Source organism: Sinorhizobium sp. 7-81 (genome assembly GCF_030124405.1).
Lineage (GTDB): Bacteria > Pseudomonadota > Alphaproteobacteria > Rhizobiales > Rhizobiaceae > Sinorhizobium > Sinorhizobium psoraleae.
The window spans coordinates 19,212-34,699 of record NZ_JASKLT010000013.1 but is presented as its reverse complement, the minus strand read 5'-3'; the positions used below and the strand labels follow the sequence as shown (position 1 = coordinate 34,699).

Below are 15,488 nucleotides of genomic sequence, written 5' to 3'. Positions count from 1 at the left end.
CGTCGCGCGATGCTTCAAACGGAAACAGCCTGGCCACCGGGCGTTCGGAGGTAAGAATGATAGAAGCCGCCATGATCTGGAACGAGCCGAACAACAAGTCGCATTGGGATCCCGAGATCGATCCGGACTGGAGCCGCTTTGCATATATGGCAAAGCTGGCCGCGGATGCGATCCGGGACGTCAACCCTGGGCTCACGCGGGTGCTTGGCGGAATTTCGCCGATCGATCCGGGGTTCATAGGCCTGATGAAATCCTATGGCGTCCTCGATCACGTCGATGCCGTGGCGGCGCACGGCTTTCCGCTCGACTGGAATCTTTGGCAGATCCAGGAATGGCCGCGAAGGGTCGAGGAACTGCGTGCCGTGACCGATCTGCCGATATGGATCAGCGAGGTTGGCGTGTCGACCTTCGGTGCCGAGGAAGTGCAGCTTTGGGGGCTGAAGAAGACGGCCGAACTGCTCAAGGGCAGAGTCGAGCGAATTCAGTGGTACAGCCTCTACGACCTGCCGAGCGCCTGGCCCGCGACGACCCGGCACAAGGAGGCGGAGGGCTCGTCCTACTACCGGCATTTCTATATGGGTCTTTTGCGTGAGGACGGTTCGCCCAAGCTGGCGCTCGAGGAGTTTGCCCGGCACACCCCGGAGATCGGCCTCGTGCAATGGTTCCATTTCGAGGACCCCCGGCTTGACGAGGCCGTTTCATGGATGAAGCGCCTCGGCGTCACCCACCTGCGCACCGGCCTGTCCTGGGCCGACCGTTTCCGGCCAAACGCGCTTGCCTGGTTCGATAGACAGATGGGGGCGCTCGAAGAGTTCGATGTCACGGTCACTTTCTGTTTCACGCCGGAACACAGGGGCCTGGCGCCGCATCACACGAGCGCGCCGATCGTACCGGAGGAATTTGCCGATTTCTGCGCGGAGATGACCGCGCGCTATGCCCCCGGTTCGTCGTCGCTAGATGATCTGCCTCGATCGCCTGTCTGCTCTTCGCGCCAAATGCGGTCGATGAGCCTGCCGATCCAGCCCCGCGAATAGGTCACGCCCTGATAAAGGGTAAGCATCGTCGAAGCCCAGCGGACATAGACCGTCGGCAGACGCGATATCCTCGCGAGCCAAAACATCCGGTGGCTTTGTGCGCTGATCGAGCTGCGCAGCCAGTAGACGATCATCCGCCGCACCCCCAGGCCGCCCCGTTGCGGCGCGACGCGCTTTTTCGGCATGACACCGTGCCGCCGCCGGTTCAGCCGAAAGGCGAGACCTTCGCGTCTCTGCCTGAACCCGGCAGCCTGCGTTTGCACAACAAATGCGCTGTCGACCTCCTGCAGTTCGAGCCGCCCTTCATCGACTGCGCCGTCGATGAGCCGTTGAAGCAGAGTGGAGCGCACGACAACGACATTCGTGCCGCGCCCGTCGGATGCATAGGGTTCCACCCAGGCGTCGCCAAAGGAAATGTCTGCGGTTTCGGCGACGACATCGTCGCAGAAATTGCACGCGGAGTTCTGGAAGAAGCCGGCCCCCCAGTCGCCGTCCGCCAGATGCCACCAGTCCTTGCTCCTTGTGCTTCCGTCCTTCAGAACGAGGTGGGCGGTGTACCAGTTCGCTGGCCTGCGGGCATCCTTCAGTCGGAAATCCACCCCCGCGACAGCTTCGATTCTCTCGCCCATCTGCCAGGCGATGCTCTCGACGAAACGCGCGCTTTTCATATGTCCGCAGAAGAGCCCTAGCGTGAAGGCAAGGCGTTCGCGCAGCACCGGATCCTGCAGGCAGAGGAGATGCAGGGCCTTGATGAAGCAGGGGATACCGACGACTGCGTAGCGGCCGGGACAGCGTCTTATTTCTTCAATGATCCCGGACAGTTCCACCGGATAATAGCGTGACTTGGCGCCCGCGCGTATGTCCTCCACGGTCCGCGATATACGATAATGGAACAGAGGTCCCAGGGTGTCACGTCGAGGAACCACGTGAGCAACACCGTCGACCAGGTTCTTTTCCAAAAGCTCCACCGCCGTCCAGTTGGCCATGCCACCGGAACTGCCGTCCGTCCGAAAGCTGTGCTCACGGACATGTCCCACATAGGCGGCCTCGAAGCGCCCGATCCGCGAATCGAAGTATCTTGCCGATGCAAACCGCTCGCGGGCAATGTCGTCTTCATTCCTGGCGTCAGGCGAGAACGGGCACAGCTCAGCGAAGCCTCGCGGAGGACGCGATGCCGCCGGTTTGAACTGGCCATAACGATCCAGCCGCATCCCGGCGGCATCCCCGTTGGACTGCGCCATGCATACGCCGCAGCCTATGCACAGACCCGAAGCGTCCATCTGTCTCGGTGCAAGGGAGTTGCCATCCGGTGGCGCCCGATCTTCAGTCGAGGACATTGGTCAGATAGCTCCGCGATTGCAGGCGGAGCTGCTCGAGCCGGTCCTCGATGGCCGGACTCGGCGCCTCGCCGAGAATGCTCTCATAGTCCGCCGGAGGCGTCTTCTGCGACACCACGTGGCGTTGCGCACCGACCATGCGCGTGAGATCGCGGACCTTGTTGGAACGGTAGTCGGACAGGACGCAGGCGAAAGGCTTGCCATTGAGAAGCGCGAATACGCAGCCGTGGAAGAAATTCGTGGCCACAGCCTCGGCACCGGCAATGAAGCCGGCGAACTCGTAGGGTCCGCCGTCGAGCCACTGCTCGTCCGCCCAATCGTTGCGGTAACCTATGCTGATGAGAGGAACCGAGCGGGATGCCGTCCAGCGGCGAACCTCCTGCTGAAACCAGGACGGAAACGAGTGCCCGTATACGGCAACGTAGGGACGCGGGATAACGAGGTTGCGGCAGGGCGCGATCGTTTCAGGAAATTGCAGGCACGGATCAAGGACAAGCGCCGCCTCGCGTCCAAGCGCCCTCTCGATGATCGTCCTTGAATTTTCGTCGCGCACGGAAATGGCATGAAACTGCCGGAGCTTATCCGCCCAATAGCTCTCAAGTCCGTTCGCGGCGGGATGACTTCCAAAGGTCGCCGCGTAGGAAACGATCCTCTTTGCCGAGAGGCCCTCCCCATAGAAGAGGGGGACCCCACCGTACCAGGGATGTCGAAAATTCCAGACTTCGTCGCTGCCAACGACGACGAGGTCGCAATCTTCGGGGGCGAGCGGCTCGTCAAGCGCAAACGCCGCGCTGAGCGGAAATGATGCGAATGCGTTCTGGAATTTCCTGATTTTCGAGGCGTAAAGCGAGATGTCCGACCGTGCGGTCCTCGCGGGCAGCAGCGGCTGCAGCGCGCAGCGCCACTCGGCGCGGCTGACACGGTCGGAACGATGGTCGAGAACGACAGGTTTAGCGCCGAGCGAACGAAGACCAAGGACCAGACAACGTGCCTGCCAGAACGACCCGTAATTGATGCAGCGATGAAACGTCAGGACACCAAGCTTCGCCAATGGCCTTTACCTCTCGGTCCATCTAACCAGCCCTGTCGAGGCAGGTTCCGCCGCAATCGCCGACTCATCATTCCTCGAGCCGAAATCGGCTAAAGGGCATACGGCAACTCCAATCGACGCGAACCGGGTCCATCTCAGTCGAAGATGGTGCCCTTGGCGCCCTCATATTCACGAGCAAGCGTTTCGATCGCCGCCGATGCCTCCTCGAAGGTCCAGCCCGCCTCTTCGGCCCTGTGGGCGAGCGCGAGCAACTCGTCGGTCATCTCTCCGCCGATCGCTGCCACGATGCTGTCCTGAGACGTCGTAGCCAGGTCCGAAACGGCTGGTCTCAGCGCCGCGACGCAGTCCGTCTGGCGCCCCGGATAGTCGGACGACTGTTGAGGCCGGGAAATCGCTTGTGTTTCCTCCATCTCTTTCTCCATTGCTGTTGCTGTTCGAGAGTGATCACGGGTCGAGACGTCGCGGTTACCCTCGCTTGGCACGCCGCTATTTCAGCTTCACAGAAGGTTCTCTTGCCCAAACGCGCAGGCTGCCGAGGCTCTTGATAAAGGTCTGGACACTCTTGGTGTCTCCGAGACTGATTGTTCCCTCATCGAGAGCGTTGGCGATGCCTGCTCTCTCCAGCAGCGGAACGGCCGCCTCGACGTAGCCGATGTACTTGCAATGGGCGAAAGCGTCGGCCACGAAATCGCGCGCCGCTGCGACGTCCACCAGTTCCGCTACGGCGTTAGGCGAAGGCAGGAGAACCACCGCGTCATACAAGACGGACGGGGCGCCCTCGATCATCTGATGCGCTTGCATCCATTGGCCGTCCGAGGCAGTGATACCTCCGACCTTCGGTGCAATGAACTCGAACACGGCGCCTTCCGTGATGACCGCCGTCGTCACGGCCTTCAAAACCGACGCATCGGTCCCGTCCGTCACAAGTATGCCGAGCTTTCGGCCTTCGAAGCGTTTCGGCCCCTGCTCGATGATGCTGAGTGCTGGCGAGGGATCGAGGTCCTGGCGTGTGGGAACGGCGGCATCCGCCGGTTTTGGAACGGACTTGAGGCCCAGCGCATGCGCAACTTTTTTCCCGAGCGTTTCGTCGATGTTGAGGAGATGCGACACCATGCGTTCTCGTATCGCCGGCGTCTGCACCTTGCTCAATTCGAACGTGAGCGCGTCGGCGATGTGACGTTGTTCCGGCGGCGTCTGGCTGACGAAGAACAGGCGAGCCTGGCTGTAATGATCGGCAAAGCTCTCGGCGCGCAGGCGGACCTTGGGGCCTTGCTCGTCGGAAGCGAAATGCCGGAAGCCTTTCATCGGCGATTCACGCGGACCCTCACCCCAGGAATTCGGCTGATAGTTCACACGTCCGACCGGGTTGCGCATGGCCATGTGGCCGTCCTGCTGAAAATGCTGGAACGGACATTTCGGCGCGTTGATCGGAATGTGGGTGAAGTTCGGGCTGCCGAGCCGCTTGAGCTGCGTGTCGAGATAAGAGAAGTTGCGGCCCTGCAGCAGGGGATCATCGCTGAAGTCGATGCCGGGCGGCACGTTTTGCGTCATGAAGGCGACCTGCTCGGTCTCGGCGAAGAAATTGTCCGGCATGCGATCGAGGACCAGCCGCCCGACCGGCTTCGTCGGCAGGACCTCCTCCGGGATGATCTTTGTCGGATCGAGGATGTCGAAATCGAACCTGTCGGCAAAATCCTGATCGAAGAGCTGCACGTGCAGGTCCCATTCGGGGAAATTGCCCGATTGGATGGCGTCCCACAGGTCGCGCCGGTGGAAGTCCGGGTCCGCCCCGTTGATCTTCACGGCCTCGTTCCAGGCGACGGACTGGAGCCCAAGCTTCGGCTTCCAGTGAAACTTGACGAACGTGGATTCGTCCTTCTCGTTCACGAAGCGGAAGGTGTGGACGCCGAAACCTTCCATGAAGCGGAAGGAACGCGGAATGGCCCGGTCCGACATGACCCACATGATCATGTGCATGCTTTCCGGCGTCAGGCTGATAAAATCCCAGAAATTGTCGTGTGCCGACTGTGCCTGGGGAAACTCGCGGTCCGGCTCCGGCTTCACCGAGTGAATGACGTCCGGAAACTTGATCGCGTCCTGGATGAAGAAAACCGGGATGTTGTTGCCGACGATGTCCCAGTTGCCCTCCTTGGTGTAGATCTTGACCGCAAAACCTCGAACGTCGCGCGCGAGATCGGCGGACCCCTTGCTGCCCGCGACCGTCGAAAATCGTACGAAGGCGGGTGTTCGCTCCCCCGCGCGCTGGAAGACATCCGCCCGCGTAATTGCGGAAAGCGATTCATAGGTCTCGAAATAGCCATGCGCCCCATAGCCGCGCGCATGCACGACGCGCTCGGGAATACGCTCGTGATCGAAATGAAAGAGCTTTTCGCGAAAATGGAAATCCTCGATGAGCGTCGGGCCACGCTCGCCCGCGCGCAGACTGTTTTGGTCGTCGGCAACCGGGCCTCCTTGCGCGGTCGTCAAAATCGGAGTGCCGGTTTCGGCAATCTGATGCAACTCACCTCCGTTGCCACGCGTTAGCTTCTGTTCGTGAACCACGGCCGACTTGGAATTTGCCGGGCGCGAGTTTCTCTTGGCCATGGGAATTCTCCCTCGATCGGGACACGGGAATGCATCACAAACCAATGCGTGGGATGCTTGGTTCCCAAGAAAGATCGCGGAGGGTAAAACTGCGGCCCCGGCTTTGCGGTTGACGGAAGCGGCCGACCGTTCGCTCGGGTTCCATCGAGCCTGGCGACCGGCAGATGGAGCCAAGAACATTGCCGCGGACGCCGCGAGTGCTGGGACTTGACGACCTCCGGCGAACGCCCGCCCGAATGGAGCTCACGCAGCGCTCCATTCGGGGTGACGACACGCGGAACATTCGCGCTCTTCACTGGTTCCGACTGAACCACGAAAACCAGCTCGCACGCGACCGTGAGACAGCTCCGGCGGGTGCCCGTTGATGACCAATAATGCAAGGGAATCTCTCATGAAGATCGATCTTTCCCGTGCTCGCGACCGGATGGTGGACCTTCATATCGTCCGCCGCGGGATCGATGATCCCCGCGTCGTCGAAGCCATGCGAGCTGTTCCTCGCGAGGCATTCGTCGATCCAGGCTTTGAGGAGTTCGCCTATGAAGATACTGCGCTCTCGATCGGCGAAGGACAGACAATTTCGCAGCCCTACATCGTCGCGTTGATGATGGCGCAGGCCGAGATCGAACCCGGCGATACGGTGCTCGAAATAGGAACTGGCTCTGGTTATGCAGCCGCCGTTCTGAGCAGGATCGCCGCCCATGTCTACACGATCGAGCGTCATGCGACGCTCGCAAACGAGGCCAGAAAGCGATTTGCCAAGCTCGGCTACGACAACCTCGATATTCGCATCGGCGATGGAACGAAGGGCTGGCCGGAAGCCGGCCCCTTCGATGCCATTCTCGTGGCGGCCGGCGGGCCCGGGGTGCCCCAAGCGCTGAAGGAACAGCTCGACCTTGGCGGTCACATGGTCATACCCATCGGATCGGCCGGTGAGCAGCGCTTGCTCAAGGTGACACGCGTCAACGCCACCACCTTCGAAGAGCACGACCTTGGCGGGGTGCGCTTTGTGCCGCTGATCGGCGAGCACGCCCGGAAAGAAGAACCGTCGCAGCCTGCCCGATCGACCCGCCGCCCGCCTGCGCGGACGCTGCCCGAGATGGTGGCCGACGCGGTCGAACCTCTACCGGATATCGACGATCCGGCATTCGGGCGCCTCTTTGACCGTTTTGGCGATCGCCGGGTGGTATTGCTCGGGGAAGCCAGTCACGGGACCTCGGAATTCTATCGCGCTCGCGCCGCGATCACCCGCCGGCTGATCGAGGAGCACGGCTTTACAATCGTCGCCGCGGAGGCCGACTGGCCGGATGCGGCAGCCGTAGACCGGTATGTCCGGCATCGCGCACCCAGGAGAGGGATGAAAGCGCCGTTCCTGCGCTTTCCCACATGGATGTGGAGAAATCGCGAGGTCATGGCATTCATCGACTGGATGCGCGAACACAATCAGGACGTTGCCGGGGAGAACCAGGCCGGGTTCTACGGGCTCGACATCTACAACATGCGCGAATCCATTGCCGCCGTCCTAGATTATCTCGACAAAGTCGATCCGGCCGCCGCGACAATCGCACGCGAACGCTACGGGTGCCTAACCCCCTGGCAAAACGATCCTTCCACCTATGGTCGGGCGGTGCTCACCGCCAGCTACCACAAGTGCGAGGAGGCCGTGGTGCGTCAATGCCGTGAACTCCTGCAGCGACGCCTGCACGCCACCGACAGTGACGGGGAACAGCTTTTCGACGCCGCACAGAACGCCCGGCTAGTTGCCTCCGCCGAGCGATACTACCGGATGATGTATTACGGCAGCGCCGAATCGTGGAATTTGCGCGACAGCCACATGTTCGAAACGCTCGAACACCTGCTCGAGTCCCAGGGGCCCGCTTCGAGAGCCGTCGTCTGGGCACACAATTCACACATAGGCGATGCCCGCCACACGGAGATGGGGGCGGCTCGCGACGAGTTGAACATCGGCCAGCTTTGCCGCGAACGCTTTGCGGAGCAGGCCGCCTTGATCGGTTTCGGAACACACGGCGGTAAAGTTGCCGCGGCAAGCGACTGGGACGGCGAAATGGAGACGAAGGAGATCCAGCCTTCTCTCCCCGGCAGCTACGAACGGCTTTTTCACGACTCGCGGGTTGATCGCTTCCTGCTGGATTTCTCACGCGACGACGCTTTGCGCCGGCGTCTGAACGAGCCGAAGCTCGAGCGATTCATCGGTGTCATCTACAGACCCGAGACCGAACGCATGAGCCACTACGCCCATGCGTCTCTGCCGCAGCAATTCGATGCGTTTGTCTGGTTTGACCGGACGACGCCGGTAGCACCTCTGATGCCGGAGCATGTAAGCCCGGGCGTGCCGGAGACGTTCCCCTTCGGGCTCTAATCGCCAGCGCGGCGGAGTCCCGGCTACAAGCCAGCGGAACTTTGAACGCAATCAGGGGTTCCTCCGCGGAATGGTTTGCGCGTTGAAAGACGGACATCGCCGTGGTTTATGGTTGCCATCCCGAGCAGCGCCGCTCGACATTCGGGCGCTACGCGACAGGCGCGCCGTTTCTTTGCTGCGGGTGCACCGGACGTCAATCGGCGCTTGACACCGCCGGAACGGAAGCGGACGCCACTTCATTCCTGTTCTGGGTCTTGGTGAGCACCGGCGCGTTTATCTGGCTCGCCGTGGTCGGCCTTCTTGTTTACGCCCTGCGCAATCGCCGTCGCATGTGGAGCGAAGATGCCGCCGGCAAGCTCATCCTGTGGGCAGGACCGATTTTTTCCTCCGTGGTGCTGTTTGCGCTCCTGACATACGCGTTATGGCTGATGCCGGGCCTGCGACCTTCGAGCGCCGGTGCCTTGCGCATCGAAGTCACCGGTACTCAGTTTTGGTGGCGGGTCGCCTATCACCAATCGCCGGGGCCGCCGGCGATCTCTGCCAACGAGATAAGGCTGCCGGTGGGCGAGCCGGTCGAGCTGGTGCTGCGAAGCGACGATGTCGTCCACTCCTTCTGGATACCATCGCTAGGCGGCAAGATGGACATGATACCGGGTCGCACGAACAGGCTTTCCCTCCTGGCAAACAAGGTGGGCATCTATGGCGGCGTATGCACGGAGTTTTGCGGGACGTCGCACGCGCTGATGGCCTTTTCTGCCGTGGCGATGCGACCGGACGACTTCGATCGTTGGCTGGCCGCTCAGTCAAACCCCGCCGCGAACGCGGGAGGGTCGGGCAAGAATCTATTCATGAGAAACGGTTGCGGAAGCTGCCACCGCATCGACGGCACGGAGGCGCGCGGGCTGGTCGGACCGGACCTGTCCCATCTTGGCGGGAGGGAAACGGTCGGCGCAGGCATCCTCCCCAACACGGAAGACGAAATCGCTCGCTTCATTGCGGAGCCCGGCGTCCTCAAGCCGGGAACCCGAATGCCGTCTTTCTCGATGTTGCCGCCGGGCGAGATACGAGCCATCGCCACCTATCTGAAGGGGCTCAAATGAGTGTTCGACCTGACGCAGACACGCGCGAGATCCGCAATGCGCAGGCGGAGCGATTGCGTGCAGTCTGGGCGAATCCGAGCGGCTGGCGCTACTGGACGTCGGTCAATAACTTTCAAGTCGGATTATGGTATTCGTCGGCGGCGTTCGCGTTCATGCTCTTTGGCGGCGTTCTGGCGCTGTTGATGCGCTTGCAACTGGCGACGCCGGTGAGCGACCTGTTTTCTGCGGATTTCTACAATCAGGCCTTCACGCTCCACGGAACGGTGATGATGTTTCTCTTCGCCGTGCCGATCTTCGAGGCTGCGGCGATCTTCCTGTTGCCGCCGATGCTTGGCACCAGGGAATTGCCTTTCCCGCGGCTAGGTGCGTTCGGCTTTTGGAGTTTCCTGATCGGCGGCGTTTTTGTATGCGGCTCGATCTTTTTTGATGCGGCGCCGTCATCGGGATGGTTCATGTACCCGCCGCTCGCCACCGATCCCGAGTTGTCCGGAGTAGGCGCCGACATCTGGCTGCTCGGCCTCTCCTTTATCGAGATCGCGTCGATAGCAGCGGCGGTCGAGCTGATCGTAGGCATCATGAAATGCCGCGCGCCGGGCATGCGCATCAATTTGATGCCTCTGTTTGCGTGGTACCTGCTGATCGTCGCGGGAATGATCCTGTTCGCCTTTCCGCCGCTGATCGCCGGGGACATCCTGTTCGAGATGCAGCGAATGTTCGACTGGCCTTTCTTCGATCCGACACGCGGAGGCGATCCGCTGCTATGGCAGCACCTGTTCTGGATATTCGGTCATCCGGAGGTCTACATCATTTTCCTGCCGGCTATCGCCTTGATGGCCATGATCGTGCCGACCTTTTCGCAACGGCCGATCGTCGGATACTCCTGGATCGTTCTCGCCGCCGTCGGCACCGGCTTTCTCTCCTTTGGCTTGTGGGTTCACCACATGTTCGCAACAGGGCTGCCGCAGATTTCGCTGGCCTTCTTCTCGGCGGCATCGGAAGCGGTCGTCATTCCAACCGGCGTGCAGCTTTTCGTCTTCATCGCAACTATGCTTGCCGGCCGGGTCATCTTCTCGGTCCCGATGCTCTTCGGCGTTGGCGGCATCGCCATCTTCGTCGTCGGCGGATTGACGGGCGTCATGGTGGCGCTCGCGCCTTTCAACTGGCAGGCCCACGACACATATTTCGTCGTAGCGCATCTCCATTACGTGATGATCGGCGGCATGCTGTTCCCGGTCGTGGCCGGGATCTACTATTATTATCCTCTCATAGACGCGAAGCACCTCTCGGAGACATTCGGCCGCATAGCGTTCTGGCTGATGTTTGCCGGCTTCAACATCGCGTTCTTTCCCATGCATCTGACAGGCATGCGCGGCATGCCTCGCAGGGTGTTCACCTATCAGACGGAACTCGGTTGGGATTGGCTCAACCTGATTTCTACCACGGGCGCCTTCGTCTTTGCCTCCGGTGTGCTCCTCGTCGCTTTCGACGTTCTCCGTCCCAAAAATCGTTACCTCCGTGGCGAGATGAACCCTTGGCGGGCCGGCACGCTCGAATGGATATCGGAACCCGAGGAGAACTGGGGCGTGCGCTCAATTCCGGTGATCACGAGCCGCTATCCGCTATGGGACCAGAAGACCCTGATGCGCGATATCAGCGAAGGACGCGGCTATCTCCCCGACGCAGAGGAAGGCCGGCGAGAGGGGCTCGTCACCTCGGTCCTCGATGCCAGGCCCTTGCAAGTCCTGCGCGTCGGGGGAACGTCCTATCTCACAATCGTTTCGGCTGCATCGCTCGGCGCAACTTTCATCGCGCTTACCTTTCATTGGTGGATTGCTTCGTTGGTGGCTGCGATGGCGGCCTTCACTGCCATCGTCTGGTGGCTCTGGACCGGAACGGCCGAAATCCCGGAAAAGCCGGAGAAGGACGTCGGCCTCGATCTCACATTGCCTATCTACGCCTCGGGCCCGGCGTCGGTAGGCTGGTGGGCGATGTTCATCACCATGGTCGGCGACAGCACCGCATTCGCAAGTCTCGTCTTCGGATACTTTTTTTATTGGACGATTCATCCTGATTTTACCGGCGGCATCGATGGTCCGGGTTCATTCTGGCCGCTGCTGGCGCTGGCACTCTTCGCCACGGCGTGGGGCCTGACCGTCGTGGCCCGACGCTACAACGCCAAGGACGACGTTCTCGTCATGCGGCTTTGCCTCGCGGTCTCCTTCGCTTTGACCTGCGCCGCAAGCGTCGCGGCCTTCCAAGGGCCCCGGGCGCACGCGATGCAGCCGACCGCGCATGTATACCCGGCCATTGTCTGGATACTGGTCATATGGGTGCTGGCTCATGCCGCGGTCGGTGCCGTCATGCAGGCCTATTGCCTGGCGCGCAGCTTCGCAGGCCGCCTGACGCGCCAATACGATGCCGATCTGAGCAACGTGGTTCTCTTCTGGCATTTTCTCGTGATCACCGCCGCAGTCACCTTCCCCGTGATTGGGCTCTTCCCGCAAGCCGGAGGGAGGTAGCGATGCGCACGACGCCTCCACGATCGCGTCCCAGCGGCGGCCTGGAATCGCTCTGGACACTCTTCACGGCTCCGGTCGTCTGGGCGGCTCACTTCCTGATCTGCTATCTGGGCGTGGCAATCTATTGCGCCAAACGCGACCGGTTCCCGATCGGCTTCGATGCAATTCGTGTCGGCATAGGCGTGGCGACGGCATTCGCGCTTGTCGCCATTCTGGTGTCTGCCTGGCTCGCCTGGCGGCAATGGGGCTTCGGCGCCCACGACCCGCCGCATGATGAGCCGACGCGCCATGACCGCACGCTCTTCCAGGGTTTCGCCACTCTGTTGCTTTCCGGTCTGAGCTTCATCGCAGTGGTCTTCGTCGCGCTGCCGGTGCTGTTCGTGACGGAGTGTTTGCAATGAGGCGGCTGGCACTCCTGTCCGGGATGGCGCTGCTGGCCCTGATCCTTACAGGTTCCCTGCTCCCGGGTTCGCAAGGATCGTTTACCGCCCATATGCTGGCGCATATGGGCATAGTCGCGATCGCGGCACCGCTGATAGCGATGGGGTTGAGCACACTCAGGATCCACCGGTCCGCTGCTGCCCTTCTGTTTGCACCGGCAACGCCTCTGATTGCCTCGTTCGTCGAATTTGTTGTCGTGTGGACATGGCACGCGCCGATCTTGCGCGCGCTCGCGCGGACTGACGTCGCGGCTCTCCTGCTGGAGCAAGCAACCTTCCTCGCGGCAGGGCTTTTCCTGTGGCTTTCCTGTATCGGACAGTACGGCGGAAGGGACCAGGCGGCGCTCTCCGGGGCCTTCGCGCTTCTTCTCACGTCAGTGCACATGACCTTGATGGGCGTGCTGCTCGCCCTCAGCCCGAGGCCGCTCTATGGGAGGGGCTCTGTCGTCTGTTTTGGTAATCCCCTCAGCGCCGAGCAGGACCAGGTGCTTGGTGGAGTCATCATGCTCGCCGTCGGCGCTGTCGTTTATCTCACCGGAGGGGTGACGCTCCTGGCTCGGCTATTGGCGCCGGGCCATCAAAGGAAGGCAGAGGGCTGATGCACGTCAACTGGAAACACGTCGCCGTAGTTCTCGCTATTCTCCCTTTCGCGGTGGTTCTCGGCGCCTGGATCGGTTTCTTCAACGTGGGCGCGTCGAGCGGCCATTGGAAGATCACCGACTGGTTCCTGCATTTCGCAATGCGGTCGGCGGTCAGAACATATGCTCTTGCAGTTGAAGTCCCTCCGGAGCTGCCGCACCACGCCGTCCAGACGGCGGCAGGCCACTTTGCGCGCGGTTGCGCCCTTTGCCACGGCGCACCGGGCGAACCCCGCTCGCCGGCAGTCTTGCGCATGCTGCCGCAACCGCCGAACCTCGCCGAGCGCGTCAACACCTGGAGCGATGCCGAACTCTTTCGCATCGTCAAGCATGGTGTGCGGTTCACCGGAATGCCGGCCTGGCCCAGCGAACAACGCGAAGACGAGGCGTGGGCGATGGTCGCCTTCCTGCGCCGGCTACCGGCGCTTGGCGTCGAGGGCTATCGCGACCTGGCATACGGCCCGGCGGGTGCGCTCATCGATCGGCCAACGACCTTTCAGCAGGCTCTCGCCGAATGCGCGCGATGCCATGGCGTGGATGGCCGGGGTCGCAGCACGGCGACGCCGGTCATCGCAGGCCAAAACGAGACCTACCTTCTGCAGAGTCTCGGCGCTTACGCCGAGGACCGCAGAGCGAGCGGCGTCATGAATGTGGTCGCAAAAATCGTCGATCGTCGCCACTGGCAAGGCCTCGCAGCGCATTTCGCAGCATTGCCCCCACCCCCGGAAAGACCAGGCACTGCGACAGAGCTTGTCGAAGCAGGCAGGAAACTTGCCACGGAGGGAAATCCGTCAAGACGTATTCCCGCCTGCCTCGTCTGCCACGCGAGCCGAGATCGCAATCCGGTATTCCCATCGCTGGCCGGCCAGCCAGCGCCCTATGTCGAGCAACAACTCCGCCTCTTCCGCGAGGGGCGACGCGGCGGCACCGGATATGGATCTTTGATGCGAGAGGTAGCGAGAACGCTTTCCGACAACGAAATCGTGGCGCTGGCCGCATACTTCGCGACCGCCGAGTCGCGACCGGCGCGTTCCATCGCCATCCGGTCCGGACGGGAATCACGATGAACTTCTGCGCGGCCGTGGCGATGACCCGGATCGCTCCTATTCAATGTCGGGAATGGGGGTCCGGCCACAGAGCACGTATGTCTTCGGGCAAGCTTTCCCGCACCTTGGCGACCTGACCGGGATCGAGATAATGCGACAGGACGCCGAAGACCGTCTGCACCGCATCTTTCGCGTCCACCGGCCGTGTGAAGGCGAGTTCCTCCTTCACCTGCGTGAGAAACTCGTCGAGCGAATGCAATCGCATGGGCTGCTTGGATGGCTCGTACTGTTCGTAATACGCGCCGCGCACCAGCAGCGGCAGTTGGGCGGCAAGGTGGGCGGACAGATCTGCGGGCAAACGGTCCCGAATCGTGTGCAAGACGGCACCGAGAATATGCCACGCAACCTGGCGATCCGGCCCTTGCTGTTTCATGATGTCGTCCAACCACGTGTTGGTAACCTGAAGTGTCTTGTCGAAGGCAGCGACACCGGAAGCGCTCATGATTTTTCCTCCTATGTCTTCACGAAGGTCGAACCGACGTCGCTTTTGATTGTTCCGCGCGAACGCAGACTGGGAACAACGCAGACTGGGAACATTGTCCGGCGGGAACGGTTCCAAGACTCCGGCTTACGGAGCGACGAAGAGAGCCTGTCGCATGGGCGCTGGCACGGACATCAGCAAGGAGGCGTTCTATGAGGAATGCGCCCGCATTCTGGACGTGGAACATTCCTATACCCCGTGGCCGTACGGCAGGATCACACGCTGGAACAACCGTGCAGCCGGCAATGGTCGTTTTCCCGGATATGGCCTGGTTCGAATGTTCGGACCGAATCACATCCAGATAGCGCTTCGCCGGCCGACCGAACTCAATCTTCTGTGCCATTCGCCGGAAGAAGCCCTTGCTGCATTGCGAACGGCACGCGACTTGGCGTCGCCTGCAGAGAGCCGCCAGCTTCATCAACCAAGGCTGAGCGGGCAATGGCCATGAGTGCTGCAGCCGCGGAACTTTCCGGCGTTGTGCCGGTTGGTGCCTCGACCGCGGAGCTAGATGATGCCTGAACAGAAATTCTCCAAATACGTCCAGGACTGGCCAGAGGAATCTCGCGAGGCCGCCCAGCTTGTCATCGATCAATACGGTGAACCGAACGAGACGATGGACAGCCAGCTGGTGTGGCACCGGCCCGGGCCATGGAAGCGGATCGTCGCGTCGAAGACATTCTACGAGCACAACTTTCCTGCCCCTCACAACGACTCGGTGGAATCGGTCATCGACTACCGGGTTCCACCGGAAAAGTTTTCCGAGCTTGCTGCCTTCGACGGCCGTGCGTTCGACGATCACGC

The 15,488-nt window shown here is 61.6% G+C and carries 13 protein-coding genes and 1 pseudogene; 9 read left to right on the top strand and 5 right to left on the bottom strand.

Features of this window, described 5'->3' with window-relative positions:
• The first annotated feature begins 56 nt into the window (after nt 1–56).
• Nucleotides 57–1,034 (top strand): beta-xylosidase, encoded by a 978-nt coding sequence (locus tag QN224_RS27585; RefSeq protein WP_283979221.1) that lies wholly within the window; start codon nt 57–59, stop codon nt 1,032–1,034.
• Here QN224_RS27585 and QN224_RS27580 read toward each other — a convergent pair.
• The 4 genes from QN224_RS27580 to QN224_RS27565 all read right to left on the bottom strand — a co-directional run bounded on the left by QN224_RS27580 (nt 932) and on the right by QN224_RS27565 (nt 6,026).
• Nucleotides 932–2,371, bottom strand: coding sequence for a Coenzyme F420 hydrogenase/dehydrogenase, beta subunit C-terminal domain (locus QN224_RS27580; RefSeq protein WP_283979220.1), 1,440 nt, complete (start codon nt 2,369–2,371; stop codon nt 932–934). The two genes, QN224_RS27585 and QN224_RS27580, sit on opposite strands and share 103 nt — an antisense overlap.
• Nucleotides 2,358–3,422 carry a polysaccharide pyruvyl transferase family protein gene (locus QN224_RS27575; RefSeq protein ID WP_283979219.1) on the bottom strand — a complete coding sequence of 355 codons (1,065 nt, stop codon included), beginning with the start codon at nt 3,420–3,422 and terminating at the stop codon, nt 2,358–2,360. The genes QN224_RS27580 and QN224_RS27575 overlap by 14 nt, the downstream gene beginning before the upstream one ends.
• 134 nt (nt 3,423–3,556) lie before the next feature.
• Nucleotides 3,557–3,832 carry a hypothetical protein gene (locus tag QN224_RS27570; protein WP_173508925.1) on the bottom strand — a complete coding sequence of 92 codons (276 nt, stop codon included), beginning with the start codon at nt 3,830–3,832 and terminating at the stop codon, nt 3,557–3,559.
• 76 nt (nt 3,833–3,908) lie between these two features.
• The gene (locus tag QN224_RS27565) at nt 3,909–6,026 is read right to left on the bottom strand and encodes a catalase (RefSeq protein ID WP_283979218.1); all 2,118 of its coding nucleotides are present in this window, start codon (nt 6,024–6,026) and stop codon (nt 3,909–3,911) included.
• Nucleotides 6,027–6,417: 391 nt separating this feature from the next.
• Between QN224_RS27565 and QN224_RS27560 the strand changes: the two genes are divergently transcribed.
• The 6 genes from QN224_RS27560 (at nt 6,418) to QN224_RS27535 (ending at nt 14,167) form a co-directional block, all read left to right on the top strand.
• Nucleotides 6,418–8,403 carry a protein-L-isoaspartate(D-aspartate) O-methyltransferase gene (locus QN224_RS27560; RefSeq protein ID WP_283979217.1) on the top strand — a complete coding sequence of 662 codons (1,986 nt, stop codon included), beginning with the start codon at nt 6,418–6,420 and terminating at the stop codon, nt 8,401–8,403.
• 101 nt (nt 8,404–8,504) lie between these two features.
• Entirely contained in the window at nt 8,505–9,503 is a 999-nt protein-coding gene (coxB, locus tag QN224_RS27555) for a cytochrome c oxidase subunit II (protein WP_283979216.1), read from the top strand.
• Nucleotides 9,500–12,022 (top strand): cbb3-type cytochrome c oxidase subunit I, encoded by a 2,523-nt coding sequence (locus tag QN224_RS27550; RefSeq protein WP_283979215.1) that lies wholly within the window; start codon nt 9,500–9,502, stop codon nt 12,020–12,022. Before coxB ends, QN224_RS27550 begins: the two co-directional genes overlap by 4 nt.
• A 2-nt stretch (nt 12,023–12,024) precedes the next feature.
• Entirely contained in the window at nt 12,025–12,423 is a 399-nt protein-coding gene (locus QN224_RS27545) for a hypothetical protein (RefSeq protein ID WP_173508920.1), read from the top strand.
• Nucleotides 12,420–13,061, top strand: a complete 642-nt coding sequence (locus QN224_RS27540) for a cytochrome c oxidase assembly protein (protein WP_283979214.1) — start codon at nt 12,420–12,422, stop codon at nt 13,059–13,061. The genes QN224_RS27545 and QN224_RS27540 overlap by 4 nt, the downstream gene beginning before the upstream one ends.
• Nucleotides 13,061–14,167, top strand: coding sequence for a c-type cytochrome (locus tag QN224_RS27535; RefSeq protein WP_283979213.1), 1,107 nt, complete (start codon nt 13,061–13,063; stop codon nt 14,165–14,167). The genes QN224_RS27540 and QN224_RS27535 overlap by 1 nt, the downstream gene beginning before the upstream one ends.
• 40 nt (nt 14,168–14,207) lie before the next feature.
• Here QN224_RS27535 and QN224_RS27530 read toward each other — a convergent pair whose 3' ends face one another.
• On the bottom strand, nt 14,208–14,648 hold the full coding sequence (locus QN224_RS27530) for a DUF2267 domain-containing protein (protein ID WP_269280968.1): 441 nt from the start codon (nt 14,646–14,648) through the stop codon (nt 14,208–14,210).
• A gap of 154 nt (nt 14,649–14,802) precedes the next feature.
• Between QN224_RS27530 and QN224_RS27525 the strand changes: the two genes are divergently transcribed.
• Together QN224_RS27525 and QN224_RS27520 are read left to right on the top strand one after the other, a co-directional pair.
• On the top strand, nt 14,803–15,135 hold the full coding sequence (locus QN224_RS27525) for a hypothetical protein (RefSeq protein ID WP_283979212.1): 333 nt from the start codon (nt 14,803–14,805) through the stop codon (nt 15,133–15,135).
• Between the two features lie 63 nt (nt 15,136–15,198).
• Nucleotides 15,199–15,488 (top strand): annotated as a pseudogene (locus tag QN224_RS27520) (hypothetical protein); the annotation flags it as partial.